Here is a 24,980-nt window from a genome sequence, read left to right on the forward strand (position 1 = left end):
AACCAAAGAACAAACTAGGAAGCTAGCCGCAAGCTGTACTTGAGTACGGTAAGGCGACGCTGACGTGGTTTGAATTTGATTTTCGAAGAGTATAAGGAAGCAAGATGAAGAAATACCAACAATTATTTAAGCAAATACAAGAAAACATTCAAAATGAGACTTACGCTATCGGAGAGTTCCTTCCTAGTGAGCACGACCTCATGAACCAATATCAAGTGAGTCGTGATACTGTCCGAAGGGCTCTTTCCTTACTCCAAGAGGAAGGATTGATCAAAAAGATAAAAGGGCAAGGTTCTCAAGTCGTCAAAGAAGAAACGGTCAATTTCCCTGTCTCCAACCTAACCAGCTACCAAGAACTGGTCCAGGAACTTGGACTTCGCTCTAAGACTAATGTCGTCAGTCTGGACAAGATCATTATCGATAAAAAGTCCTCACTGATAACCGGCTTTCCAGAGTTTAGGATGGTGTGGAAGGTGGTCCGCCAGCGTGTGGTGGATGACCTAGTATCGGTTCTGGATACGGACTATCTGGATATGGAACTAATCCCAAATGTCACTCGCCAAATTGCTGAGCATTCTATCTATTCTTATATAGAGGATGACCTCAAACTTCTTATTGATTATGCTCAAAAGGAAATCACTATCGATCATAGTAACGATAGGGACAAGATTCTCATGGACATAGGTAAAGACCCTTATGTCGTTTCAATCAAGTCAAAAGTCTATCTCCAAGACGGGCGCCAGTTTCAGTTCACCGAAAGTCGCCATAAATTAGAAAAATTTCACTTTGTTGACTTTGCCAAAAGGCATCCGAAATAAACACTTACAGTTGGGGATACTCTCAACCGTTTTTTGGTAATAAATGATCTTCTAGTTGATCATTGGAAAAGAGTGACTCTATCCTGCTTATTCTACTATTTTAAGAAAAAGCAATCTCAAATATGTTTTTCACTAGAAACCTCTTGACAAATAATAGGTAATCAGTAGAATGGGATTTAAATAGAAAAAATATAGGGCTTTGTTTTACAAAATATAAACGGTTCCAAAACAAATAGAAATTTCTAGGGAGAAAATATTTTGGGAGAAATCCTGTCGCTATAGCATCCGCAAACTAACGGTTGGGACTGCTTCTGTTTTGCTGGGGGCTGTTTTTCTATCTAGTCATACAGTCTCAGCTGATGGTATTGAAGTACAACAAAATGCACCAAGTATTGTCGAGACTACTATTAAACCTGATAGTGGATCAGAGCAGATTGAACCGACTGAGACCACTAAACCAGCTCTAGTTGAGAAGTCAGATGTCGAAAGCAATCCTGCTGAAAGTAAACCTGCTGAGACTCCACAAGCTACAAATAGCCAAACTAGTGCTGAGGCTATTGTTGAATCAAACGAAAACAAGGAGAATGAAAATACCGAGCTACCCGTGACAAAGCAAGAAAACTATCAACTCAACTACGATCAGCCAACAGCTCCCTCCTATGATGGGTGGGAAAAACAAGCCCTTCCAGTCGGAAATGGCGAGATGGGAGCTAAGGTCTTTGGTCTGATCGGTGAAGAGAGAATCCAGTATAACGAAAAGACCCTCTGGTCAGGAGGTCCCCGGCCCGATAGCACCGACTATAATGGTGGAAACTACAAGGATCGCTACAAGGTCCTAGCAGAAATTCGTAAGGCTCTCGAAGATGGTGACCGCCAAAAAGCCAAACAACTGGCTGAACAAAATTTAGTTGGGCCAAATAATGCCCAGTATGGACGTTACCTAGCCTTTGGTGATATCTTCATGGTCTTTAACAATCAGAAGAAAGGCCTGGATACCGTAACAGATTATCACCGTGGTTTGGATATCACAGAGGCCACTACGACTACTTCTTACACCCAAGATGGGACGACCTTCAAACGCGAAACCTTCTCCAGCTATCCTGATGATGTCACCGTGACCCACTTGACTAAAAAAGGAAACAAGACGCTTGACTTTACTCTTTGGAACAGCTTGACTGAGGACTTGCTTGCTAATGGTAATTACTCTTGGGAATATTCCAACTATAAGGACGGACATGTTACTACAGATGAACATGGAATTCTTCTAAAAGGAACTGTTAAAGATAACGACCTCAAATTTGCATCCTATTTAGGAATTAAAACGGATGGAACAGTCACTGTTCAGAATGAGACCCTAACCGTTACAGGCGCAAGCTATGCGACCCTCTATCTCAGCGCCAAGACAAACTTTGCTCAAAATCCTAAAACCAACTATCGAAAAGACATTGACCTCGAAAAAACGGTTAAGGGTATTGTAGAAGCCGCTAAGGCCAAAGACTACGAGACACTTAAAAAAGACCATATCAAGGATTATCAAAGTCTCTTTAATCGTGTTAAACTAAATCTAGGTGGAAGCAAGACTGCTCAAACGACAAAAGAGGCCCTTCAAGGCTATAACCCAGAAAAAGGGCAAAAATTGGAAGAACTCTTCTTCCAATACGGACGTTATTTATTGATTAGTTCGTCTCGTGATCGGACAGATGCCCTTCCTGCCAACCTACAAGGAGTCTGGAATGCTGTAGACAATCCACCTTGGAACGCTGACTACCACCTCAATGTCAATTTGCAAATGAACTATTGGCCAGCTTACATGAGCAACCTTGCTGAAACTGCCAAGCCAATGATCAACTACATTGACGACATGCGCCACTATGGTCGTCTCGCTGCCAAGGAATACGCTGGCATCGAATCCAAAGACGGACAAGAAAATGGTTGGCTGGTCCACACTCAAGCAACACCATTTGGCTGGACTACTCCAGGCTGGAATTACTATTGGGGTTGGTCTCCAGCTGCTAATGCTTGGATGATGCAGAACGTCTATGATTACTACAAATTCACCAGGGACGAAACTTATCTAAAAGAAAAGATTTACCCAATGCTCAAGGAAACAGCTAAGTTCTGGAACTCCTTCTTGCACTATGACAAGGCCAGTGATCGTTGGGTGTCTTCTCCATCCTACTCACCAGAACACGGGACCATCACCATCGGAAACACCTTTGACCAATCGCTAGTCTGGCAGCTATTCCACGACTACATGGAAGTCGCCAACCATCTGAATGTCGGCCAAGACTTAGTCACAGAGGTCAAGGCTAAATTTGACAAACTCAAACCCCTTCACATCAACAATGAAGGCCGTATCAAGGAATGGTACGAAGAAGACAGCCCACAATTCACCAATGAAGGCATTGAAAATAACCACCGCCATGTTTCCCATCTGGTTGGTCTCTTCCCAGGTACACTCTTTAGCAAGGATCAGGCTGAATACCTAGAGGCTGCGCGTGCAACCCTCAATCACCGCGGAGATGGTGGGACTGGTTGGTCTAAGGCCAATAAAATCAACCTCTGGGCTCGTCTCTTAGACGGCAATCGTGCCCATCGCTTGCTCGCCGAACAGCTCAAGTATTCAACTCTAGAAAATCTTTGGGATACCCACGCTCCTTTCCAAATCGACGGAAACTTTGGAGCAACTAGTGGTATGGCAGAAATGCTCCTGCAATCTCATACCGGCTATATTGCGCCATTGCCAGCCCTTCCAGATGCTTGGAAAGACGGTCAGGTTTCTGGCTTGATTGCCCGTGGCAACTTTGAAGTCAGCATGAAGTGGAAAGATAAAAACCTTCAAAGCTTGTCCTTCCTGTCAAATGTCGGTGGAGACCTGGTTGTAGACTATCCAAATATCGAAGCCAGTCAGGTTAAGGTCAATGGCAAAGCAGTCAAGGCAACTGTCCTCAAAGATGGCCGCATCCAACTGGCAACACAAAAAGGTGATGTCATTACCTTTGAACATTTCCCTGGTCGCATAACCAGTCTGACAGCAGTTCGACAAAATGGAGTCACTGCCGAACTCACCTTCAATCAAGTAGAAGGCGCTACCCACTATGTCATCCAAAGACAAGTAAAAGACGAATCTGGCCAAACCTCTGCAACTAGAGAATTTGTAACCAATCAAACGAACTTTATCGACCGATCACTAAATCCTCAACTCGCCTATACTTATACCGTCAAGGCTATGCTGGGCGAAGTTTCCACACAAGTATCTGAACAGGCAACTGTAGAAACTCCTAGTGAATTGATGGATGACCGAGACAGTCGTATCCAGTACGGAGCTGCCTTTGGAAACTGGGCAGACTCAGAATTATTTGGAGGAACGGAGAAGTATGCGGATCTTTCAAAAGGAAACTACACAGACCAAGACGTGACTGCTACTATTCCTTTCAATGGTGTTGGCATCAAAATCTATGGACTAAAATCGTCCGAACTAGGTCTTGCAACTGCTAAAATTGATGGCAAAGAGGTCGGCGAGCTTGACTTCCATACTGCTGGGGCAACTGAAAAAGGTAGTCTCATCGGTCGCTTCACTGGATTGTCTGACGGACCTCACACATTGACTCTTAGTGTTAAACGTGAACACAAAGGACGTGGTAGTGAGTGCTCGAAAATTTCATTAGACTACTTCAAGGTCCTAGCAGGAACAGGCAACACGATTGAAAAAATGGATGATCGTGATTCGCGCATCCAGTATGGTCCCCAGTTTAAGGACTGGTCTGACCCTGAACTCTACGGAGGTACGGAAAAATACGCTGACATCAACAACAGCGACTCTAGCGTAGCTTCAGAAGCTCAGGCAACCATTACCTTCACAGGAACAGGCATTCGTATCTATGGTTTGAAGAGCCTTGCCCTTGGACGAGCACGTGTTACACTAGACGGCAAAGAAATGCCAAGTCTAGACTTCTACACTTCAGGTGCAACTGAAAAGAGAGCTTTTATTGGCGAATTTACAAACCTTACTGACGGTCCGCACACCTTGACATTACAAGTTGACCCAGATTCGCCAGAAGGTCGCAAGAAAATCTCTCTAGACTCCTTTGATATCATCAAAGCACCTGCTGTTGGTCTAGATAGCCCAAGTATCGCTCCTCTCAAGGAAAATGACAAAGAAATTTCCTTAACCCTACCATCTGGAGACTGGGAAGCCATCGCTGTAACCTTCCCTGGTCTCAAAGATCCTCTGGTATTACGCAAAGTGGACCAAACGCATCTGGTTACAAGTGGGGATCAGACCGTGCTATCAATCCAAGACAATCAAGTTCAAATCCCAATCCCTGAAGCTACTGATCGACAAACTGGAAAAGCGATTGAAGCTTATGCCATTCAAGAAACTACCACAAGTAGCCCTGTCGTAGCTTTCTTTACTAAAAAAGATGAGAAGAAGGTTGACGAGAGCCAGCCAACTACAAGTAAGGGAGACGAACCAGCTCCTACTCTTGAAATTCCGGAATACACCGAGCCTATCGGGACTGCAGGACAAGAAGAGCCACCTACTGTTGAAATTCCGGAATACACCAACCCTATCGAAACTGTCGGAGAACAAGAAGCTCCTACTGTTGACATTCCGGAATACACCGAACCTATCGGAACTGTGGGAGAACAAGAAGCTCCTACTGTTGAAAAACCTGAATACACCATCCCTATCGGAACGGCTGGTCAAGAGGAAGCTCCTACTGTTGAAAAACCTGAATACAATAAACCTATCGGAACTAGCGGAGATCAGGCTACTCCAACCCTTAGCCTTCCTGACTATCCAGTTCAAGTCTTGAAAGATAAGGAAACTGGAGTAGAAATCATTGGTGGAGCCAGCAACTTAGAGGGAATTTCTCACGTTTCTAGCCGACATGTCCTAGCTCAGGAACTCTTTGGCAAGACCTATGATGCTTACGACCTACAGCTTAAAAATCCAACCGATCATAGCTTGCAGCCAAAAGGCTCTGTCTTAGTTCGCTTGCCTATTTCAGCTAACGTAGAAAAGGTCTACTATATTACTCCGACCAAGGAGTTGCAAGCCCTTGATTTCGACGTTCGAAACGGAAAGGTAGAATTCATCACTAATCATTTCAGTACCTATGCAGTCGTCTATCAAGCTACTGGAACAAGCTCTAACACAGAGGAAAGACCAAGTGCTTCAGATACAGAAACCTTGGCACACGAGGCTGAACAACTTTCAGCTAGTCCTAGCCTTGCTAAAGCTAGAAATCATTCTACTAAAGAACAACTTCCAGCAACAGGGGAAGCATCCAACCCACTCCTCTTCTTAGCAGGCCTCAGCCTAGCCCTTACAGCTACTTTTATGCTCAAAGGAAGAAAGGATGAATCCAGCTAACTTTTAACATCACAAAAACAGGATGAAGAACAACTTCATCCTGTTTTATTTTTTAATCAAAGGTTATTTTTACAGCAGGTATAAAAAGGCTAAGGTCAAGAGACTTGCTAGAAGCCCAACTCCCCAAAAGAAAAAGTCAACCTTCCACTCGCTCCAAGGATTGCCCTTGCCTGAGAATCCTCCAAGTTCAAAATGGTGATGGACAGGTGTCATACGGAAAATACGTTTCCCACCACTAAGTTTAAAGTAGGTGACCTGCATCATAACAGAGCTTGTCTCAAAGACATAGATAATCCCAATCAACAAAAGAGTCCATTCTTGATGGAGCGCCATAGAGATAGCTGCCAGCATCCCACCAAGAGCCAAACTTCCCACATCACCCATGAAGACCTTGGCAGGCTTGTGGTTAAAGACGAAGAAACCTAGCAAACCACCAATCATGGCAAGAATCACAAGAAGAATATCCAGTTGATTTTGCATATAAGCAATCACACCGTAAGCTGATAAGCTGATCACCACGGAAATACTTGCTAAGCCGTCAATCCCGTCAGTCAGATTCACCGCATTGGAAAAGCCAACTAGCCAGAAAAGGGCAAAGAAAATATAGAAAATTCCCAAATGAACTTGGTAGCCAAAAACTGAAAGCATATCGCCACCGCGCTCATAAAAGAGGTAGAAAATCACTCCTCCAAGAAGCTGGAGAGCAAGCTTTTGCTTAGGATTCAAGCCTTCGTTAATCTTACGGAAAATTTTGAGGAAATCATCCAAAAAACCTACCAAACCATACAAAACCAAGATAAACAAAATCATGCCTACGTTGTTGGTCAATTGTTGGGTAAAGAGAGCAAGCAGAAAGCTCACAACTACTGCAACGATAAGGAAGACAAGACCTCCCATAGTTGGAGTCCCAGCTTTAGCTTGGTGTTGTTTGACATCCTCGTGCATCTGCTGACCCGTAATCTGTGCTTTTCGATAAAATCGGATAAAGGCTGGAATGCCAATCAAGGTCAATAGAAAGGCTAGAATTCCAGCACTAATGGAACTAATCATCTTAATCTCCTAAAGTTACTTTCAATTTTTTGATATCTTTGAGGGCAGTGTTGGCACGGACACTTTGTTTCTTGACTATCTTACCACTACCTTCCCACTCGACTTCTATATTGAGCCATTTGGCCAATGTTTGCACATTTTCATCTGTCCAGCCATACATATCAGGCATTTCTTCAACCTTATCAGACAGGATCAAGATCTGCTGATTGGCCTCCAAATTATCTCCTTCAGAAACCGAGAGCTCCTTGATCTTGGTTCCTGTTCCGATAACGATTGGTTGGACAAGGTTACGACGCAATTCCTCTGCTAGGTCACCCGGAGTAAAATCCTTGGTGGCAGGCATGGCATAACTTGTCGTCTTGCTGACCTGATCTAAGCTCTTCGCAGTTGACTGAAGATTGAGGGATTCTTTCATGGCAGAAGCTCGCTCAAGGATTGGGTTGGCAAACTCTCCAAGCTGAACACCCGAATAATGCTCTGGCTGTTGCACCGTCACATAGAGGATAAAGTCAGGATTTTCTGCAGGATGCATTGACACAACAGAGAAGATATAGTTGGTTTCACCTGTCAGGTAACCTCCATTCTTCTCATCAGCAATCTGAGCAGTCCCTGATTTCAGGGCGACATTCTGACCTGGAACATTGACATTCGGCTTTCCTATGCTGTGGTTGTACATGGTACCGTAGACAGGATCTGTTCCGACCATGACCATGTGCTCCCGAGTAGAGGACGCTGCCGCTTTTGATACAGGATTTCCAACGATTTCCTTTTGAGACTTACGGACAGACTGGTCATTTGGATCATAGAGAGCGCTGATAAATTTCGGCTCCAACATAACCCCATCATTGGCGATGGCTGTAAAGGCACGAAGCATCTGGGTCTGGGTGACAGAGATCCCTTGTCCAAATGAGCTCATGGCAATATTGACAATATTATCAGCAGGTAATTGACCTGTGTATTCGTCTGTCAAACCAAAACGGGTCGGTACCCCAAACTTGAAACGGTTGAGGTAGTCCAGCCAGGTTGCATCTCCCATCTTTTGCTCAAGCAAGGTCATTCCAATATTACTTGAGTGGGCAAATCCTTGAGAGAAGGTCATGGTGCCACCACTAGTCAATCCTTCATTGACGTCCCAGTCTCGAATGGTCGCATCTGCTATTTTCAATTCACTACTGTTAAAGTACTCGCCACCAGGGAAGGTATTGTTATCAATGGCTGAAGCCAACATCATCACCTTCATGGTTGATCCTGGCTCGTAGTTACTTTGATAAAGAATATCTCGCCAGACAAAGTCTTTTGTGATGCCATCCTTGGTATCTGCATTAAAGGTCGGCCGTTGGGTCGTAGCCAGGATTTCCCCTGTTTTAGCGCTAACCAAGGTAGCCGTCATATACTTGCCTTTTACTTTTTCATGGAAGGCATCCATCTGGGTTTCCATAAAGGATTGCAAGGGACTAGAAAGGGTTGTGTAGACATCTTTTCCATCTACCGTTTGTTGAGAAGCTTGATCTGTACCCGGAACAATATTTCCCAGACGATCTTTCTCATAGGTGATGATCCCATCTGTACCCGCCAGAATGCTATTTAAAGAACTCTCCAATCCAGATGTCCCAATCAACCTTTTGGTGCCATCCTCATTTTCATGGAGTTGCGCTAAACCGATAAAGGATGAAGCAAACTGTCCATTGGGATAACTGCGGTTAGGGCTAGTTGTAAAGTCAACTCCCTCAACGCCAGCTGTTTTAAGGTCATTTTTAATAGCCATCATATTGGCATAGGTGATCCCATTTCCCTTGGTACCAAAAGACACCTGTTTTAGATCTGGCTGAGAAAGTTGTTCCTTGACATAAGACTCTTCCATATCTAGGTATTTATGGAAAATTTCAGCTACCTTATTAAATTGAGAATCTTCTACATAGAGAATTTTGCCTGTTGCCGACTTGTAGGTCTTGTCAATAACAGCATAGATATTATAAGAAGTTGCATCCTCAGCAATAGGCGTTCCATTACGATCGTAGATGGTTCCCCGTTTTGCAGGAATCGTCTTGGTTGTTTGATGGACCTTGTTGGCTTCTTGAACCAAGTCCTTACCAAATTTTTTACCCGTTCCGATAATGACCGCAAAGTTGACCAAAAAGACAGCGAAGAGTATGACAGCCAATAAACTCAGGCTTTTCCCTACTCTTCGGCGATTTTCTTCTGGAGATTTACGGTTACGGACGGCATAACGGATGATTTTTTCTTTCCACTGTTTCATTTCTTACTCCGCTGCTCGGATATTTTCGTTATTCAGCTGCAAATCCTTGGAGTTTGCAATCTCTTTCAAACGTTCTGAACGAATCAATTCATTGACCTCTTGCTTGGCATCGTCGAGCTCTGTTTTCTTTTCTTCGATTTGAGCATTGACCTTGGTCAACTCATTCTGAACTTGTAATAGCTTGGTCTGCATAAACACAACGCTAATTGCCAGGATAATCATTGTTGCAGCAATCGAAACATAGAAGGCCTTTTCCACACGTGAAAAACCTTTAAACTTCGTTTGCAATAACTGGCTTGTTTTTTCGATTCTTTCTGCCATGTTTTTCCTCTTACTTGTGAATTTTTCTAGCCACGCGCAACTTGGCTGAATGCGAACGATTGTTGGCTTCTAGCTCTTCAGCACTTGGCAAGATTGGCTTGCGGGATACCAATTCCATCTTGGGCTTAAGGTCATCTGGAATGAAGGGCAAGCCTTTGGGAACTTCCACTGTTGAAGCTTCCTTGAATAATTGCTTGGTCAAGCGGTCTTCCAGCGAATGGAAGGTAATGACCGAGATTCTCCCATCTAGAGCCAGCATGTCCATAGCCTGCTGGATGGATTCATCTGCAGCGCCCAGCTCATCATTGACTTCGATTCGGATAGCCTGAAAAATCTGCTTGGCAGGGTGCCCCTTTTTCTTGAGCTCCTTGGCAGGCTTGGCCGACTTGATAATCTCTGCCAACTCCGTCGTTGTCTCAATTGGTTTCACCTCACGCGCTTGCTCAATCTTACGAGCAATCTGTTTAGAAAACTTATCCTCACCATACTTGAAAAAGATCCGAACCAAGTCATGATAGTCATAATGATTGACCACCTCATAGGCCGTCAGACTAGCTTCCTGATTCATCCGCATATCCAGTGGCGCATCCTTTTTATAAGAAAAGCCACGCTCACGCTGATCCAGCTGAGGACTGGACACCCCTAAGTCATAACAAATTCCATCAATTTCCTGGACACCAGCCTCCTGCAAACGTGCCTGCAAATGACGGAAGTTATCCTTGATAAAGGTTACCATCCCCTTTTCGATATAGGGTGCCAACCTTTTTTGCGCATTGTCAATGGCATTCTGGTCCTGGTCAAAGGCATAGAGATGCCCTTTTTCGCTCAATTTACTTAATAAATATTCGCTATGGCCTGCTCCACCCAAAGTCGCATCAACGTAGATACCGTCAGGTTTCACGTCAAGCATATCTATCGTTTCATGAAGCAATACCGTTACATGATGAAATTCTTTTGTCATACCCTATCTATTTTACCACAAATCTGACCAGCTTGCACTTGTCAGATAAATCTAGAAACCTTCGAAAAAATTTTTCAAAAAAATGTCATATATACTTGACGCACTCCTCTCGAAAAATATACTATAGTCAAATATATACGACATATTAGAAGGGGATCATATGAACCGTGTCAAAGAATTCCGCAAGGAACTGGGCATTTCCCAGCTCGAACTCGCCAAAGATATCGGTGTCTCGAGACACACCATCAACATGATTGAAAATGACAAGTACAATCCAACTCTGGAACTCTGTCTCAATCTCGCCCGCAGCCTCCAAACTGACCTCAACAGCCTCTTTTGGGAAGACGATTTTTAAAAAAGGAGCAAACAAATGAAAAAAGAAACTCTCACTGAAAAACTTATCAAACGCACATACGGCATTTCTGGTCCCCTTGACGAACACAAACGGCGCGAAGCCGACCGTATTGGCAATCAAGTCTTTATCTTCCTCTTTTATCTGATGACATTTGGGAATCTCATCCCCTTCGTCCTCGCTTATAGACATCCCCAAGTAGTCGCAGTCGGATATCCAATCATTATCTTTCTGATTTCCATGATTTCTGCTCTCTATGTGCTCTCCCAAACCAAGAAAACAGGCATCACAGCCATTGATCCCGAAATGCTGAGCCAAAAAGAAAGTAAGTAGCTACGTTTTCCTGGCCTAAAAACGGGGTTGATTTACGGAATGGGCATGTTATTTGGAATACCACTGCTGAATGTCCTAACGGATGATGGCAGGGATTGTCTTAGTTCTCTTTTAAATACAGGACATTTTATGTCAACGATCCTAGCTGCCTTCTTCTTCGGATTGACCATACAAATTATCGTCTCACTTCGCATCCAAAAAGCTAAGAAAGATCAAGAAGACGACTAGGAGCTGCCTTATGAAATCACTAGCAAGACTACTGACAGTCATATTTTTATCAGTATTTTCCTCACTATCGTCCTTGTTTCAGGAGCTATATCTCATACCGTTTTAATACTCTTACTCCTCTTTCTTCCTGCGCTAAATAAAGGACCTGGACTTGAGAAAATCCAATCAAAATGGATACCTAGCCTCAACGCCGCCCTCTTCTTTCTCCTCATATCCTTGCCACAGCTTTTAACCAACCCTTTCCAATGGAAATTGCCAATATTCCTAGTCGTAACCATCATTTCGAGTTGGGTCTACTTCTATAACTTTTATCAAGTAGTTAAAGAAGTACATCAAAAGCTATTGTAAACTACATCAATTACTGCAACAACAAACAAATAAAGATCAAACTAATATGACCTAATCCTATGCAATACAGAGCTAAAGCCTTTACTTAAATTATTTGTCTAACTTTTCGGAGTCAGTATGCCCCCATCCTTGGCATTTTCCTTGTTTAAGACGAAGTAGTTCTTCTGATTCATTGCCATGGTTCGTAGGATATCATCGATCAAAAAAGTCAAGGGAACATTCATGGCAGAGCATTTTTGGAAATCCTCTTCAAAACGGATATAATTATCTGAAAAATAATCCATCTGCAGTTTGTTTTCATACAGCTCTTTTCTAGTCATAAACTCCCTCCTCCCACAGTCGAATTTCGAGGACATCTACAATCTCTACCAGCCTATATCCCTCATTTGTCCTAATAGATAGAGTTTGAGGTGATAATTCGCTCACCTCACCGATGATCGTGGTTTTATGCTTCTTTTCCTTGACCACAAAGCATCCCTTCAGTTGCCCAACATAAAGCTGAGAAAGCAAGAGTAGCTTCTCAATTGAATTCAAATCCGTCGAAAAATCAACCCAATTTTTTTCTTCACCAAGCGAACTAGTATGCTCTGAGAGGAAAAAGCCCATCCACTTCTGCATACCTGGATCTTGATAGTCTCGCGCAGATTGAAAAGGTAAATAAGAACGATCAATCATTGTAATCCATCTAATCCTCCAGCAGAATGCCCCCCAATCAACTTGCTTCTGGCAAGACTCCTAGAGGCTTCTTCCAGTGCATTGGCCTTTAAGAGAGAAGTGAAACCAAATTGTTCCCGAATGGAGTCAATAGCCGTCTGGGGCCTTTCTTCTTTTTCTAGCTTGTCAACATCATCAAAGAGAGAGATCAAACCAAAGGACTCGTCCACAAACCCTGAATAGTTGACTCCGACACTTCTGACCGCTCCAGAAGTGTATTTGTTATGAAATAGCTTCAAAACATAATCCGTTAAGATAGCTGTATTATTGGTAGGTTCGACCTTCATTTGTGCGTGAATAGACGGCCTAACCTCCTGTTTAGAGAAACCAACATAAATAGAGACAAGGGTTGTTTTCTTGCCCGCCCTTCTCAGTCTAATAGCCACCTGCTCCGCCATTTCTCGGAGAATAATTTCAATATCCCGTAGCTTCACGTAGTCTCTCGGCAAGATTTGAGAATTTCCCAACCCTTGGGACTTGGCTTTATAGGGCTTATGAACATTGCTCTCATCAATCCCGTTAGCATGAAACCACAAACGCAGTCCAGCCTGACCCAGAGCTTTCTTTAGCTGGTCTGGATTGCTGGTTGCCAATTCCTTGATGGAATAAATCCCCAGAGTATGCAAGCGTTTCTCCATCCGCCTGCCAATCCCCCAAAAATCCGTCATCTTGGGAATGGCCCAGACCTTCTCTTCCACGTCTTGATAAGACCAGTTGGCTCTCATGGTTGGGGTGTGCTTGGCCTCATTATCCAGAGCCAACTTGGCTAGCAGGGGATTGGCATTGGACATACCCACCGTAGAGTAGATCCCTGTCTGTCTCCAAATATCCCTCTGAATACGAGCAGAAAGCATATCCAGCTTGTCTTTGCGAGAAATCCGCCTGTCTGGGATGAAATAATTGAGCGAACTAGTCAGGTCAATAAAGCCCTCATCGATAGAGTAAGGATAAATATCATCTGGACTGCCATAATTTTGAAAGATTCGTTGAATTTCCATATTGACCGCGATATACTCGTCCATCCGAGGTGGCACAATCAAGGTGACTTGGGCCCAATCTTCGATATAACGCACATAGTCTGAATCTGTAGGCAATCCTTGCTTTCTGGCATTATAATAGGAAAATTTGCGGGTCTTGATATCAAAGGGCAGATCATAGGCCCGACCAACATTTGACTTGCCAAAAATCTTCTTAAACATGGGAGAGGAGGCTAGGATCAGGCCAGTCGAATTATCCGCGCGACTCATGACACAAAGCGAGGTCTTCAGTGGATGCAAGCCCCTTTTCACACACTCGACACTGGCATAAAAGGATTTCATATCGATAAAGGCAATATCACTCTTGGGCTCTCTGGAATAATCAAAGTAGCCCATAGACTAACCCTCCATCGGCACAAAATTCCCAACGATAATCCCTACAATCCGAGGATCATCCTCATAGGAGATGAAAATGTCCTTGTATTTTGGATTGATCGATACCAGACGCAAGCCATCTTCCTCCCGATAAACCCGTTTGATATAGGTCTGGTTGTTGCAGACCACTGCATAAACCGCCCCATCATAATCAAATCCGGTCTCTCGAATCAAAGCCACGGATCCATTTTGATATTTAGGTTCCATGGAGTCCCCAGACACCCAGGAAGCAAAATCGTGGGCTAGTTCCTCATTAAAGTAAACCGTATCAAAATTTCTGTCACCGTAGACCGATGCCCCGATCCCTGCTGACATGCATTCATAGACATGATACTCGTAGAGACGCTCTGGCATGGTCGTCACTTTCTGAGTTTGTTCTTCTTTAGCCAGGTTGCGAGCATAGAGCACAACCTTGTCCTTCCCTTGCTTGGAGAGGCTATTGTAAAGACGAACAATCTCAATCTGAGTAAAATAGCCTTTTGCCACTTTTAAAATCTTCTCCAGCTGAGCAACCTTCTCCTTGGATGGTTCCTTAATCCCGCGTTCCCAAGCGGAGTAAGCCTGAAAACTAATCCCCAACTCCTCTGCAATTTCCTTCTGTGTTAATTTTAACTCTTTTCTCCGAGCCTTGAGTTTTTCTGGTTGGTACATGATTCACCTCCTAGTGTGATGCTTTATTGAGAATATCTTCCTTAGAAAGATCAATTGATGATTGAGCTTACATTTTCGAAATTCAACCAATTCGGTTTAGTTTTATTATATAAAAAAAGTGGACGATTGTCCACTGGGAAAATCAAGTTTAAACAGCAACACTTATCTATTTTGAACAAAAAAAGACATCCAAGAGTAAATTCTTGAATGTCTGAAAAGATTGATGCCTCCATTAACCTTGTTAATAGACCGGAATTGATGATATTATGGTCTCCTTATCTCAAATACTGCTGTATGAACCCACTCATTATAAATTTGTGAGTCATTTTCTATAACCCTACTAAAGGTGAAGCCATTTTTTAAAAGCACCCTCTGAGAGGCTAGATTACCTGTTGCCGTTCCTGCAATGATTCTATTGAAACCATAAGTCGTGAAGGCTTTTTCTAAAACGAGTTTAACCGCTTCGCTGGCATAACCTAAATTGTTAACATTTTCCCCAATCCTATACCCAAGTTCTACTGTATTTCGATCACTCTCTAAGACACTTAAATTGATTCTCCCAACCATAACACCTTGCGAATTTCTAATAAGATGCATGTAAACAGCACGATTCCTTTGTTCCGTTAACAATTCCCTTGTAATTTCTTTAAAACCTTCTAAATCAAAATAGTTAGCTGGTCTAGGAGGTAAATTTCGTTCAAAATACTCTCGATTTTCTTTTTCAAAAGAATAGACGTCTAGACTATTTTCTTCAGACAACAGCTCTAAACTGATCATTACAAATCCTCTCCCATCATTATCTACATTCAACATTTTCTCATGTTTACACAAAGTGAAATTTACAGAATTTAAAGAGATTCTTTTATTTTCTGTATAGTTTCTACATTATAACACAAAATACTATGGATAAGCATAATGTTCAAGCGCCACACTAGCCAAACAGGCTAGAACATCTATCAAAGCTATTTCTGAAGCTCTGACACATAGCGACACAGGTACAACACAGATTTATGTCAATACTTCTAATGTAGTACCTATGGCAGTCGGTGAATTTGCCTTACAGTCTCTAAAACAATAAGGTGAAAATAAGGTGAACTTTGAGGTGAACTTTTTCAAAAAACATAAAAAAAGCACCCATGAGGTAAACTCTTGAGTGCTTTGAAACGTTGATATAATCGTATTGATTAACGTTTTGAGAATTGTGATGCTTTACGAGCTTTCTTAAGACCTGGTTTCTTACGTTCAACTTTACGTGAGTCACGTGTAAGAAGTCCTGCGCGTTTCAATGAATCGCGGAAGTCTGGGTCTACTTGAAGAAGGGCACGAGCGATACCGTGACGGATAGCTCCTGATTGACCAGCGTATCCACCACCTACAACGTTAACGAAAACGTCGTATGAACCTACAGTTGAAGTAACTGCGAATGGTTGGTTGATTACAAGACGAAGGTCAGCGTGTGGGATGTACTCTTCAACATCTTTTTTGTTAACAGTGATTTTACCAGTTCCTGGAACAAGGCGAACGCGTGCAACAGCGTTTTTACGACGTCCAGTACCTGCATATTGTGCTTGTGACATACTTTATTGTTCCTTTCCTTAGATAAGTCCTGAAATATCAAGAACTTCTGGTTGTTGTGCAGCGTGAGTGTGCTCAGCTCCAACGAATACTTTCAATTTCATACCTTGAGCGCGACCAAGAGTATTGTGTGGAAGCATACCTTTAACTGATTTTTCGATCAAACGTACTGCATTTTTAGAACGAAGTTCACCAGCAGAGATTTGTTTCAATCCACCTGGGTGGTTTGAGTGAGTGTAGTAGATCTTATCAGTTGCTTTTTTACCAGTCAATTTAACTTTTTCAGCATTGATAACGATTACGAAGTCACCTGTATCAGTGTGTGGTGTAAATGTTGGTTTGTTTTTTCCGCGAAGTACGCTAGCAACAACTGCTGAAAGGCGTCCAAGAGGTACATCAGTTGCGTCAACAACGTACCATTTGCGTTCTACTTGGCCTGGTTTAGCCATGAATGTAGTTTTGTTCATGATTTCTCCTATATGAATATCGTTTTTGTTTACAAGGCGGATGTTCCGGTCCGCGGGGTATTTGAAAGGTTCCGGGGCCTTACAAATGGGGTAAACAATACCGTCTACTATCATACCAAATTTTACTACTAAAAGTCAATAGATATGAAAAATAATTTTCCTGATTTGACCTTTAAAGTATCACAAAAACCTCGTAAAAACGAGGTTTCTATTACTATTTATAAGCTAAGGCACGTTTAAAGGTTTTCCATATTCCCAAATCATCCGTTTGAAGGACTAGGCTGGCATACATACGCCCGATAAAGACTGTCGCAGTTACTGCAAAAACGATTGTAATCGCTAGTGAAATCCAAGCCTCTAAATCACTTGCATAACCATTGATAGCTCTAAATGGCATAAAGAAGGTCGAGATGAAAGGAATATAAGACCCAATTTTCAAAACCAAATTGTCCCCCGCAGCGCCCAAGGCAGTTACCCCTATAAAGCCTGCTATAATCAAGATCATCAATGGTGACAAGGCTTTGCCTGCATCTTCAGGACGAGAAACCATGGAACCGAGAAAGGCTGCCAAAACTACGTACATAAAGAGACTCACTAAGACAAATAGTAAGGTATTGACTGTGAAGGCTTCTCCCAAATGGTTTAAAATACCTGAATTTGCCAAGAATGGTAAATCTTTGAAGAGAAGAAGCACAGCAAGTCCACCCACTACATAAATACCAATATGGGTCAAAATTACAAGAAGCAAGGCAATCATGCGAGCGTAGAAATAATGGCTAGCTCGGATACTAGAAAAGACAACTTCCATGATTTTGGTTCCTTTCTCGCTAGCCACTTCCTGAGCAGTGACACTAGCGTAGGTAATCAAGATCATATAAAGGAAGAAACCGAGCCCTGCAGCTGCAATGGTTTGGACCATCTTTTTATTTTCTTTGGATTCGTCAATCTTCTCAGTAAAGTCAACGGTTTGACTCAGGCGCTTTTCCTGCTCTTGGGACAAATTGGCCGCCGAGCGATTGAGTTGGTATTGAAGCTCATTGAGTTTATTGGTTACTGCTAGCTTGATGCCTGTTTCAAGAGAAGTTTCACCATGGTAAACGGCTTTGATGACACTATCCTCTTGATCAATGGTTAGGTAACCCTTGATTTTTTCATCCTTGATAGCAGCTTGGGCACTGGCTTCATCCTTATAATCAAAGTTGATACCATTGGTACCCTTGAGACCCTCAGCTACAGATGGCACTGTTGTTACTACTGCTATCTTGCTATTCTTGGCCATAGAAGACCCTTGGAGATAGCCGATTCCTACAGATAATCCTAAAAAGAGGAACGGCGAAATCACCATGAAGAAGAAACTCCACGACTTGACATGTCGAAGATAGGTTTCCTTCATTACAACCCACATATTTCTCATACTTCCACCCCTGATTCTAGTTTAAAGATTTCATCGATTGTTGGAGCTTGTTGGTCAAAGGTCGCGATATATTGACCTTGAGTGAGGATGGGGAAGAGTTCCCTTCCAGCGTCCTCATCATCCAGGATTAATTTCCAACTGCCTTGCTTAGTCAAGCTCACCTGTTTGACGTGAGGAAGTTTTTCCAGTTCTTCCTTGCTTTGTTCACTTGAAACGAAAAGACGTGTTTTCCCATATTGATTACGGACATCCTGAACAGGTCCATGCAAGACCACACGCCCATCTCGAATCATCAGAATATCATCGCAAAGTTCCTCAACATTGGTCATGACATGGTCAGAAAAGATAATGATTGCACCACGCTCTTTCTCTTTCAAGATGACCTGTTTGAGCAACTCGGTATTGACTGGGTCCAAACCACTAAAAGGCTCATCCAGGATAATCAAGTCTGGCTCATGGATCAGGGTGATAATGAGCTGAATTTTCTGCTGATTCCCTTTGGAGAGGCTCTTGATTTTGTCGGTCAATTTGCCCTTTACTTCCAATTTTTCCATCCATTGAGGGAGTTTTTCCTTGACCTCCTTAGCATCCATGCCCTTTAGAGTCGCCAAATAGCGAACTTGTTCAAGGACTGTTAGCTTAGGCATGAGGCTGCGTTCCTCAGGCAGATAGCCAATCCGAGCATAGGTCTCCTGACGAATCTCCTGTCCATCCAGACTGATTTCTCCTTGATACTCTAAAAATTTTAACATACTGTGGAAAATCGTTGTTTTCCCAGCACCATTTTTTCCTACCAAGCCCAGAATCCGTCCTGGACTTGCCTGAAAATCGACACCAAACAAGACTTGCTTGGAACCGAAACTTTTCTCTAGATTTCTTACTTCTAGCATCTTCCACCTCCGAGATATGTTGCACTTATTATACTCCTTTTTGATAGCATTTACAACATTTTATGTCCATTTTTATCGATATTATTTATAGTAAAAATCTACCAAATCTAAGTTTTTTAAGCGGTTCAGTGATAACTTAAGTATAGCTCATTAAAGGCTTTCTGAGATGATTCCTCTCTCAACTGTTGCTTTTCTCTTCTGAACTGTCCTTTTGAAACTAAAAATCCACCCCGAAGGATGGATTGATGAGTTAACGTACTTCTGCATTCACTTTTTCTTCGAGTGATGCTTGGATTTTTTCCATGTAGCGTGCGACTTCCTCGTCCGTCAAGCTATCTTCTGGATTTTGGAAGGTCAGGCTGTAAGCCATTGACTTCATACCAACTCCCAGTTTTTCGCCTGAGAAGACGTCAAAGAGTTTGATATCTGTCAATCGTTTCACGCCGGCAGCTCGGATAGCATCTACAACTTCTTGGTGAGTGACTTCTGCATTGAGAAGTAGAGCAATATCACGACTAACCGCTGGGAATTTCGTGATTTCCACAAATGGAGTAGCTGGTTGAAGGGCAGCTTCGATGGCTGAAAGGTTGAGCTCCGCTACATACGTTTCTGGAATATCATAAGCCTTAGCAGTGACTGGATGCACTTGGCCAAGGAAACCAAGAACTTGGTCACCGAGTGAAATCACAGCTGTACGGCCTGGGTGAAGACTAGCAATTTCATCTGTTGCTGTATAAGTCACTTCAAGCCCCAAGCGAGCAAAAAGCGCTTCAAGGATTCCCTTAGCATAGAAGAAATCAACTGGAACTGCTGCTGTTTGGAAGTCTTTTTCAGCAACCAAGCCGGTTAAGGCAAAGGCAAAGCTATTGATCTCATTTGGTAGATCTTCTTTTGGATTGCCTGTTTGTTCAAAGACTTTTCCAATCTCGTAAAGAGCCAAGTTTTTGTTCTTACGAGCCACATTGTAGGCAACCGTATCAAGGATACCTGAGACCATATTTTGACGGAGAACGGAGCGATCCACTGTCATTGGCCACATAAGTTCTGTAAGGTTACTTGGTTGAGCTGTGAACTCAACTGCTTTTTCAGGAGTTGTTAGAGCGTAGGTAATGATTTCTGTCAAGCCTGCTCCTTCAGCAATCGTACGGACTTGGCGACGCAATTTTTGTGTTGCAGTCAATTCACCTGCTGTACCATCATCTTTTGGAAGACTGGTTGGCAAACGGTCATAACCATAGATACGAGCGATTTCTTCAAAGAGGTCCGCTTCGATGGCGATATCCCAACGACGACGTGGGACGCTAACGGTAAAGCTATCTTCATTTCCAGAAAGACCAAAGCCAAGACGACGGAAGACATCTTCGACATCAGCGTATGAAAGTTCTGTTCCAAGGACACGGTTGACATCGGCAAGAGTTGAAGATACATCTTCATCTGAAGTGTCAAGCTCACCCGCTGAAACGATGCCCTTACGCACCGTCGCACCTGCAAGTTCTGCAATCATGCTAGCTGCAGCATCCAAGGCCTCATTGACTGTTGCCACATTGATCCCTTTTTCAAAACGAGAAGATGATTCCGAACGAAGGTTAAGGCGTCCGCTAGTCTTACGAATGGATGTGCCATTGAAAACAGCTGCCTCTAACACAACTCGACTTGATTTTTCAGAGATTTCTGTAGCCTCTCCACCCATGACACCTGCAAGGGCTACTGGTTTGTCAGCCACAGTGATGACTAAGTCATTTGTTTCCAAGTCACGTTCTTCACCGTCCAAGGTCACCAATTTTTCACCAGCACGCGCTTCACGCACATGGATGTCATTGCCTTCAAAGGTATCCAAGTCAAAGGCATGCATAGGCTGACCAAAGTAGAGTAGGATATAGTTGGTTACGTCGACCACATTATTGATGGGACGGATACCTTCGTTCATGAGGAGATTTTGCAACCACTGTGGACTTGGTGCGATGGTCACATTGTCCAAGATACGGGCAGCATAGTATGGCGCCTTGTCTGTTTCAATCCCTACAGAAAGAGCATCTGCTGCACTTTCATTTGTTTCTGTTAAACTGAATTCCTTAAAGCTAACTGCCTTGTCATAGATAGCTGCCACTTCGTGCGCTACTCCACGCATAGATAGAGCATCTGCACGGTTTGGCGTGATGGAAAGTTCGATAATTTCATCATCCAAGTCTAGGTAAGAAAAGACTTCGTCCCCAGGAATAGCATCTTGAGGCAAGATTTGGATACCATCTGCGAATTCCTTTGGCACAACTGAGTCCGAAATACCTAATTCACCAAGTGAGCAAATCATTCCGAGAGACTCTAAGCCACGGATTTTCCCTTTTTTGATTTTGTAGTTGTCAGCGATACGAGCTCCTGGAAGAGCCACCATGACCTTGATACCAGCACGCACATTTGGGGCACCACAAACGATCTGACGGGCTTCTTCTTCGCCAACGTTAACCTGACAAACATGAAGATGAGTTTCTGGCACATCTTCGCAAGACAAGACCTCACCGACGACAATTTTTGAGAGACCGGCAGCCGGTGATTCGACACCTTCGACCTCGATCCCTGTAGTTGACATTTTTTCAGCCAACTCTTGTGATGGCACATCAATGTCCACCAATTCTTTTAACCATTTATAAGATACAAGCATAATTCTGATTGTAAGATCTCACCAAGTAAGACCTTTTCAATTCCTTTCTTTTTCTTCGAGTCAGTCCTCACCTTCTCATCGAGAGAAAATGACTAGGACTGTATAGGACTGTGTTTCAGGTTTCAATCTTATTTAAACTGTTCTGAGAAGCGGACATCCCCTTGGTAGAATCCACGAATATCGTTGATTCCGTAGCGGAGCATAGCTACACGCTCTTGACCAAGACCAAAGGCAAAACCAGAGTAAACAGTTGCATCAATACCACTCATCTCAAGGACACGTGGGTGAACCATACCAGCACCCATAATCTCGATCCAACCTGTTTTCTTACATACGTTACAGCCTTCTCCACCACACTTAAAGCAAGAAACATCCACCTCGACAGATGGCTCTGTGAATGGGAAATAGGATGGACGCAGACGAATCTGACGCTCTTCACCAAACATTTTTTGAACGATCAATTGAAGGGTTCCTTGAAGATCTGCCATAGAAATGTTCTTCCCAACAACCAAGCCTTCGATTTGGTGGAACTGGTGACTGTGGGTCGCATCGTCCGTATCACGACGGAATACACGCCCAGGTGAGATCATTTTCAAAGGACCTTTTGAAAAATCATGGGCGTCCATAGCACGCGCCTGAACTGGAGACGTGTGAGTACGGAGTAAGATTTCTTCTGTGATGTAGAAAGTATCCTGCATATCGCGAGCTGGGTGATCTTTTGGAAGGTTCATACGCTCGAAGTTATAGTAGTCTTGCTCCACTTCAAAACCATCCACTACTTGGTAACCCATCCCGATAAAAATATCTTCGATTTCTTCACTGGTTTGTGTAAGAACATGACGGTGACCAACCGCAACAGGACGACCTGGAAGTGTTACATCGATGCTCTCACTAGCAAGTTGAGCTGCGACTTTCTTTTCTTCCAAGAGTTTCGCTGTTTCCTCAAAGGCTGCTGTCAAGACATCACGAGCTTCATTAACGTGTTTCCCGATGACAGGGCGCATTTCAGCCGATACATCCTTCATCCCTTTAAGGATTTCAGTAAGCGACCCTTTTTTACCAAGGACAGAGACACGTAATTCTTGCATCTCTTTTTCATTTTCAGCAGTAATCTGCTTCAAGCTAGCCAGCGTTTCTTCGCGAAGCGCTTTTAATTGTTCTTCAATAGTTGACATAATTCCTCCATCAGTCGCTCGTAGATAAAAAGAAAACCACATGCCAAAAACTCCACTCGGAGCGTTGACACGCGGTACCATCCGTTTCATCTGACAAGTCAGACCTTCATTTCTAAATCCATGCGCAAGTGAATTCACTCAGCTTTCATATAGAGAGCTTGCAGTCCTGGCTCTCCTCCCTGATATACTTCCCTTGAGTTACTAGTCTTGCGGATTTCTATTCGATTACTACATAGTTTATCAAATTTTTAGTTAAAAAACAAGTTAGACCAGACTAATTTCAATATAAAAAGGAACAAGACGCAATGCACTATCTATTTGTAGGGCCTGTTTCATCTGCTTTCCTTTTCATTTCTTTCTCCTCAAGGGAATTCGATACTCACTTCTGCTTGCCTTTAAATCGCCATTGGAAGCGAAGCTTGTCATAGAAAGGAAATTCGATAAACAAGACTCCCAAGCCCACACAGAGACTGGCAAGAACATCTGATGGGTAGTGAACTCCCAGATAGACCCGAGATAGCAGCACACTGACTAGGTAGAGGCCAAGGACGATTTGCACGATTTTTCTCCAGACTGGATTTTTAATTCGCTGACTAAGGATAACAATCAAAGTCCCTACCATCAGCGTCACTGCCAGAGAATGCCCACTTGGGAAGGAAAATCCCTTCTCCTCGACTAGATGTAAGATAGCTGGTCGTGGGCGCTGGTAGATATTTTTAAAGGACACGATTAAAAGACCAGCTATTGCTAGATTTCCCGCCATGAAGAAGCTTTCTATCTTCCACTGCTTACGATAAAAGATAAAGGCTGCGATGGCAACCCAGGTGATAATCACCGGGATATCAATCAAATGCGTAAGGGCACGGAACAGAACTGTCAAATAATTTGGCAAGTCTCCACGAAGGGCAGTCTGAATCGGTTGATCAAAACCGACCAACGTTTCAGGATAGAATTTAACCATATAGCCAAGAAGGACGAAAAGTAAAAGGGCAAAACTGCCCTTCATTAAAAATGTTTGTTTATCTCTCATAATATTTTAAGGTTGGTTTTAAGAGGACATACAGCAACCAGAATGAAACGGCAAAGATTACACCCTCAATCAAGTTAAAAGGTAAAACCATGGTCATTAGGTAGTTGGAAAGTCCCAAAATTTTTCCAATATCAAAGTTGGCAAACTGCGCGTACAAAGGAACCGCATAAACATAGTTGAGAACCAACATAGCAGCAGTCAATCCAATAGTTCCCGCTAGAGATGCTAGTAGGAAACGAAGAGTGCTACGTTCCTTTTTCCAAATCAAACCAAAGGCGATAACAAAAACTCCCAAGGCTACGATATTCATTGGCAAACCAATGTAGGTATTCACGCCCTGGCTATTCAGAAGCAACTTCAAGAGTGAGCGAAGCAAGAGGATTCCTAGTGCAGCTGGCAAATCCATCACCACCAAGCCCACAAGGACTGGCAAGATACTAAACTCGATCTTGAGGAAGGCCGCCGCTGGCAAGAGCGGAAAGTCAAAGTACATCAGCACAAATGAAATGGCTGATAAAATCGCAATGGTCGAAAGTCGACGTGTGTTTGTCATAACAGGTTCCTCCAATTTTCTATAAAATCAGAAGAAGTTGGAAAGGATCCCTCTATCTATTCTCACTTTTTATATCCCAAAAGCTCCCTCTCACTCTTTTGAGCAAGCGGTTGCAATTCATCTATAAACTCATCAGAACAGACAAAGCTATTCTTTCGTCTTCTCCCATCCAGACTATACTGTCGGTTGTGGAATCGCACCACATCAGCTTGCGCTCGCGGACTTCTTTAACTAAGATATTTTGGATTAATCTAGGCGTCGCAGTCGAAGATAATACTTGAGTATATCGAGACAAGACAACGAAGAGTAAGCCAAAATAGCTAGTTAAGGTCACCGCCGGTCGGGAATCTCACCCAGCCCTGAAGACCCTTTAATCATAACAAAAAACGCTTGCA

19 protein-coding genes, 4 pseudogenes and 1 riboswitch are annotated in these 24,980 nt (G+C 43.1%); of the genes and pseudogenes, 6 read left to right on the forward strand and 17 right to left on the reverse strand.

The window, feature by feature from the left end; all coding sequences use genetic code 11:
- The first annotated feature begins 104 nt into the window (after window positions 1-104).
- Both treR and STO1_RS08160 read left to right on the forward strand, forming a co-directional pair.
- On the forward strand, window positions 105-818 hold the full coding sequence (gene treR, locus STO1_RS08155; protein WP_096422778.1) for a trehalose operon repressor: 714 nt from the start codon (window positions 105-107) through the stop codon (window positions 816-818).
- A 238-nt stretch (window positions 819-1,056) separates the two neighbouring features.
- Window positions 1,057-6,198, forward strand: coding sequence for an SIALI-17 repeat-containing surface protein (locus STO1_RS08160; RefSeq protein WP_096422780.1), 5,142 nt, complete (start codon window positions 1,057-1,059; stop codon window positions 6,196-6,198).
- Between the two features lie 69 nt (window positions 6,199-6,267).
- Here STO1_RS08160 and mraY read toward each other — a convergent pair whose 3' ends face one another.
- Genes mraY through rsmH form a run of 4 tightly spaced genes read right to left on the reverse strand, consistent with a single transcriptional unit; the run spans window position 6,268 to window position 10,787 of the window.
- The gene (gene mraY / locus STO1_RS08165) at window positions 6,268-7,248 is read right to left on the reverse strand and encodes a phospho-N-acetylmuramoyl-pentapeptide-transferase (protein WP_007522331.1); all 981 of its coding nucleotides are present in this window, start codon (window positions 7,246-7,248) and stop codon (window positions 6,268-6,270) included.
- A 1-nt stretch (window position 7,249) separates the two neighbouring features.
- Entirely contained in the window at window positions 7,250-9,505 is a 2,256-nt protein-coding gene (gene pbp2X, locus STO1_RS08170) for a penicillin-binding protein PBP2X (protein WP_096422782.1), read from the reverse strand.
- 3 nt (window positions 9,506-9,508) lie between these two features.
- The gene (gene ftsL / locus STO1_RS08175; RefSeq protein WP_000840795.1) at window positions 9,509-9,826 is read right to left on the reverse strand and encodes a cell division protein FtsL; all 318 of its coding nucleotides are present in this window, start codon (window positions 9,824-9,826) and stop codon (window positions 9,509-9,511) included.
- Between the two features lie 10 nt (window positions 9,827-9,836).
- Window positions 9,837-10,787 (reverse strand): 16S rRNA (cytosine(1402)-N(4))-methyltransferase RsmH, encoded by a 951-nt coding sequence (gene rsmH, locus STO1_RS08180; protein WP_000159388.1) that lies wholly within the window; start codon window positions 10,785-10,787, stop codon window positions 9,837-9,839.
- Window positions 10,788-10,947: 160 nt separating this feature from the next.
- Here rsmH and STO1_RS08185 point away from each other — a divergent pair, with 160 nt between their 5' ends.
- The 3 genes and pseudogenes from STO1_RS08185 (at window position 10,948) to STO1_RS08195 (ending at window position 12,048) form a co-directional block, all read left to right on the forward strand.
- The gene (locus tag STO1_RS08185; protein WP_007522335.1) at window positions 10,948-11,142 is read left to right on the forward strand and encodes a helix-turn-helix transcriptional regulator; all 195 of its coding nucleotides are present in this window, start codon (window positions 10,948-10,950) and stop codon (window positions 11,140-11,142) included.
- A gap of 15 nt (window positions 11,143-11,157) precedes the next feature.
- Window positions 11,158-11,700: pseudogene (locus STO1_RS08190) on the forward strand (DUF3278 domain-containing protein).
- 10 nt (window positions 11,701-11,710) lie between these two features.
- Window positions 11,711-12,048 (forward strand): annotated as a pseudogene (locus STO1_RS08195) (hypothetical protein).
- 122 nt (window positions 12,049-12,170) lie between these two features.
- Here STO1_RS08195 and STO1_RS08200 read toward each other — a convergent pair.
- The 5 genes and pseudogenes from STO1_RS08200 to STO1_RS08220 all read right to left on the reverse strand — a co-directional run.
- Window positions 12,171-12,368, reverse strand: a pseudogene (locus STO1_RS08200) (DUF5960 family protein); the annotation flags it as partial.
- Window positions 12,361-12,723: a hypothetical protein gene (locus STO1_RS08205; protein ID WP_096422784.1), complete on the reverse strand. Its 363-nt coding sequence runs from the start codon at window positions 12,721-12,723 to the stop codon at window positions 12,361-12,363. The pseudogene STO1_RS08200 and the gene STO1_RS08205, both read right to left, overlap by 8 nt.
- Window positions 12,720-14,135 carry a Y-family DNA polymerase gene (locus tag STO1_RS08210; protein WP_096422786.1) on the reverse strand — a complete coding sequence of 472 codons (1,416 nt, stop codon included), beginning with the start codon at window positions 14,133-14,135 and terminating at the stop codon, window positions 12,720-12,722. The genes STO1_RS08205 and STO1_RS08210 overlap by 4 nt, the downstream gene beginning before the upstream one ends.
- Before the next feature lie 3 nt (window positions 14,136-14,138).
- Window positions 14,139-14,825, reverse strand: a complete 687-nt coding sequence (locus tag STO1_RS08215; protein ID WP_007522349.1) for a LexA family transcriptional regulator — start codon at window positions 14,823-14,825, stop codon at window positions 14,139-14,141.
- A 264-nt stretch (window positions 14,826-15,089) separates the two neighbouring features.
- Entirely contained in the window at window positions 15,090-15,602 is a 513-nt protein-coding gene (locus STO1_RS08220; protein WP_096423010.1) for a GNAT family N-acetyltransferase, read from the reverse strand.
- Window positions 15,603-15,744: 142 nt separating this feature from the next.
- Here STO1_RS08220 and STO1_RS09720 point away from each other — a divergent pair.
- A pseudogene (locus STO1_RS09720) lies at window positions 15,745-15,903 on the forward strand (site-specific integrase); the annotation flags it as partial.
- Between the two features lie 106 nt (window positions 15,904-16,009).
- Here STO1_RS09720 and rpsI read toward each other — a convergent pair.
- The 8 genes from rpsI to STO1_RS08265 form a co-directional block, all read right to left on the reverse strand.
- A complete protein-coding gene (gene rpsI / locus STO1_RS08230; RefSeq protein WP_000075973.1) occupies window positions 16,010-16,402 on the reverse strand; it encodes a 30S ribosomal protein S9 in 393 nt (130 codons plus the stop codon).
- Window positions 16,403-16,420: 18 nt separating this feature from the next.
- Window positions 16,421-16,867 (reverse strand): 50S ribosomal protein L13, encoded by a 447-nt coding sequence (gene rplM, locus STO1_RS08235; RefSeq protein WP_001044624.1) that lies wholly within the window; start codon window positions 16,865-16,867, stop codon window positions 16,421-16,423.
- Window positions 16,868-17,081: 214 nt separating this feature from the next.
- Window positions 17,082-18,281: an ABC transporter permease gene (locus STO1_RS08240; protein WP_096422788.1), complete on the reverse strand. Its 1,200-nt coding sequence runs from the start codon at window positions 18,279-18,281 to the stop codon at window positions 17,082-17,084.
- Window positions 18,278-19,171, reverse strand: coding sequence for an ABC transporter ATP-binding protein (locus STO1_RS08245; protein ID WP_000895271.1), 894 nt, complete (start codon window positions 19,169-19,171; stop codon window positions 18,278-18,280). Before STO1_RS08245 ends, STO1_RS08240 begins: the two co-directional genes overlap by 4 nt.
- Window positions 19,172-19,421: 250 nt before the next feature.
- Complete coding sequence (gene pheT / locus STO1_RS08250) at window positions 19,422-21,827, reverse strand: phenylalanine--tRNA ligase subunit beta (RefSeq protein ID WP_096422790.1); 2,406 nt, start codon at window positions 21,825-21,827, stop codon at window positions 19,422-19,424.
- A gap of 128 nt (window positions 21,828-21,955) precedes the next feature.
- Entirely contained in the window at window positions 21,956-23,002 is a 1,047-nt protein-coding gene (gene pheS / locus STO1_RS08255) for a phenylalanine--tRNA ligase subunit alpha (RefSeq protein WP_000103747.1), read from the reverse strand.
- A 379-nt stretch (window positions 23,003-23,381) separates the two neighbouring features.
- Window positions 23,382-24,032, reverse strand: a complete 651-nt coding sequence (locus tag STO1_RS08260) for a phosphatase PAP2 family protein (RefSeq protein ID WP_002876867.1) — start codon at window positions 24,030-24,032, stop codon at window positions 23,382-23,384.
- On the reverse strand, window positions 24,022-24,585 hold the full coding sequence (locus STO1_RS08265) for an ECF transporter S component (RefSeq protein WP_000185817.1): 564 nt from the start codon (window positions 24,583-24,585) through the stop codon (window positions 24,022-24,024). The genes STO1_RS08260 and STO1_RS08265 overlap by 11 nt, the downstream gene beginning before the upstream one ends.
- Before the next feature lie 153 nt (window positions 24,586-24,738).
- Window positions 24,739-24,956: riboswitch (FMN riboswitch) on the reverse strand.
- Window positions 24,957-24,980 lie beyond the last annotated feature (24 nt).

The sequence above is a fragment of the Streptococcus oralis subsp. tigurinus genome (assembly GCF_002356415.1).
GTDB classification, from domain to species: Bacteria; Bacillota; Bacilli; order Lactobacillales; family Streptococcaceae; genus Streptococcus; species Streptococcus oralis_F.

Bases quoted from the DNA above. Each gene is read 5' to 3' on its own strand.
- treR (WP_096422778.1), top strand. From the start codon at position 105: ATGAAGAAATACCAACAATTATTTAAGCAAATACAAGAAAACATTCAA.
- mraY (WP_007522331.1), bottom strand. From the start codon at position 7,248: ATGATTAGTTCCATTAGTGCTGGAATTCTAGCCTTTCTATTGACCTTG.
- pbp2X (WP_096422782.1), bottom strand. From the start codon at position 9,505: ATGAAACAGTGGAAAGAAAAAATCATCCGTTATGCCGTCCGTAACCGT.
- ftsL (WP_000840795.1), bottom strand. From the start codon at position 9,826: ATGGCAGAAAGAATCGAAAAAACAAGCCAGTTATTGCAAACGAAGTTT.
- rsmH (WP_000159388.1), bottom strand. From the start codon at position 10,787: ATGACAAAAGAATTTCATCATGTAACGGTATTGCTTCATGAAACGATA.
- STO1_RS08185 (WP_007522335.1), top strand. From the start codon at position 10,948: ATGAACCGTGTCAAAGAATTCCGCAAGGAACTGGGCATTTCCCAGCTC.
- STO1_RS08205 (WP_096422784.1), bottom strand. From the start codon at position 12,723: ATGATTGATCGTTCTTATTTACCTTTTCAATCTGCGCGAGACTATCAA.
- STO1_RS08210 (WP_096422786.1), bottom strand. From the start codon at position 14,135: ATGGGCTACTTTGATTATTCCAGAGAGCCCAAGAGTGATATTGCCTTT.
- STO1_RS08215 (WP_007522349.1), bottom strand. From the start codon at position 14,825: ATGTACCAACCAGAAAAACTCAAGGCTCGGAGAAAAGAGTTAAAATTA.
- STO1_RS08220 (WP_096423010.1), bottom strand. From the start codon at position 15,602: ATGATCAGTTTAGAGCTGTTGTCTGAAGAAAATAGTCTAGACGTCTAT.
- rpsI (WP_000075973.1), bottom strand. From the start codon at position 16,402: ATGTCACAAGCACAATATGCAGGTACTGGACGTCGTAAAAACGCTGTT.
- rplM (WP_001044624.1), bottom strand. From the start codon at position 16,867: ATGAACAAAACTACATTCATGGCTAAACCAGGCCAAGTAGAACGCAAA.
- STO1_RS08240 (WP_096422788.1), bottom strand. From the start codon at position 18,281: ATGAGAAATATGTGGGTTGTAATGAAGGAAACCTATCTTCGACATGTC.
- STO1_RS08245 (WP_000895271.1), bottom strand. From the start codon at position 19,171: ATGCTAGAAGTAAGAAATCTAGAGAAAAGTTTCGGTTCCAAGCAAGTC.
- pheT (WP_096422790.1), bottom strand. From the start codon at position 21,827: ATGCTTGTATCTTATAAATGGTTAAAAGAATTGGTGGACATTGATGTG.
- pheS (WP_000103747.1), bottom strand. From the start codon at position 23,002: ATGTCAACTATTGAAGAACAATTAAAAGCGCTTCGCGAAGAAACGCTG.
- STO1_RS08260 (WP_002876867.1), bottom strand. From the start codon at position 24,032: ATGAGAGATAAACAAACATTTTTAATGAAGGGCAGTTTTGCCCTTTTA.
- STO1_RS08265 (WP_000185817.1), bottom strand. From the start codon at position 24,585: ATGACAAACACACGTCGACTTTCGACCATTGCGATTTTATCAGCCATT.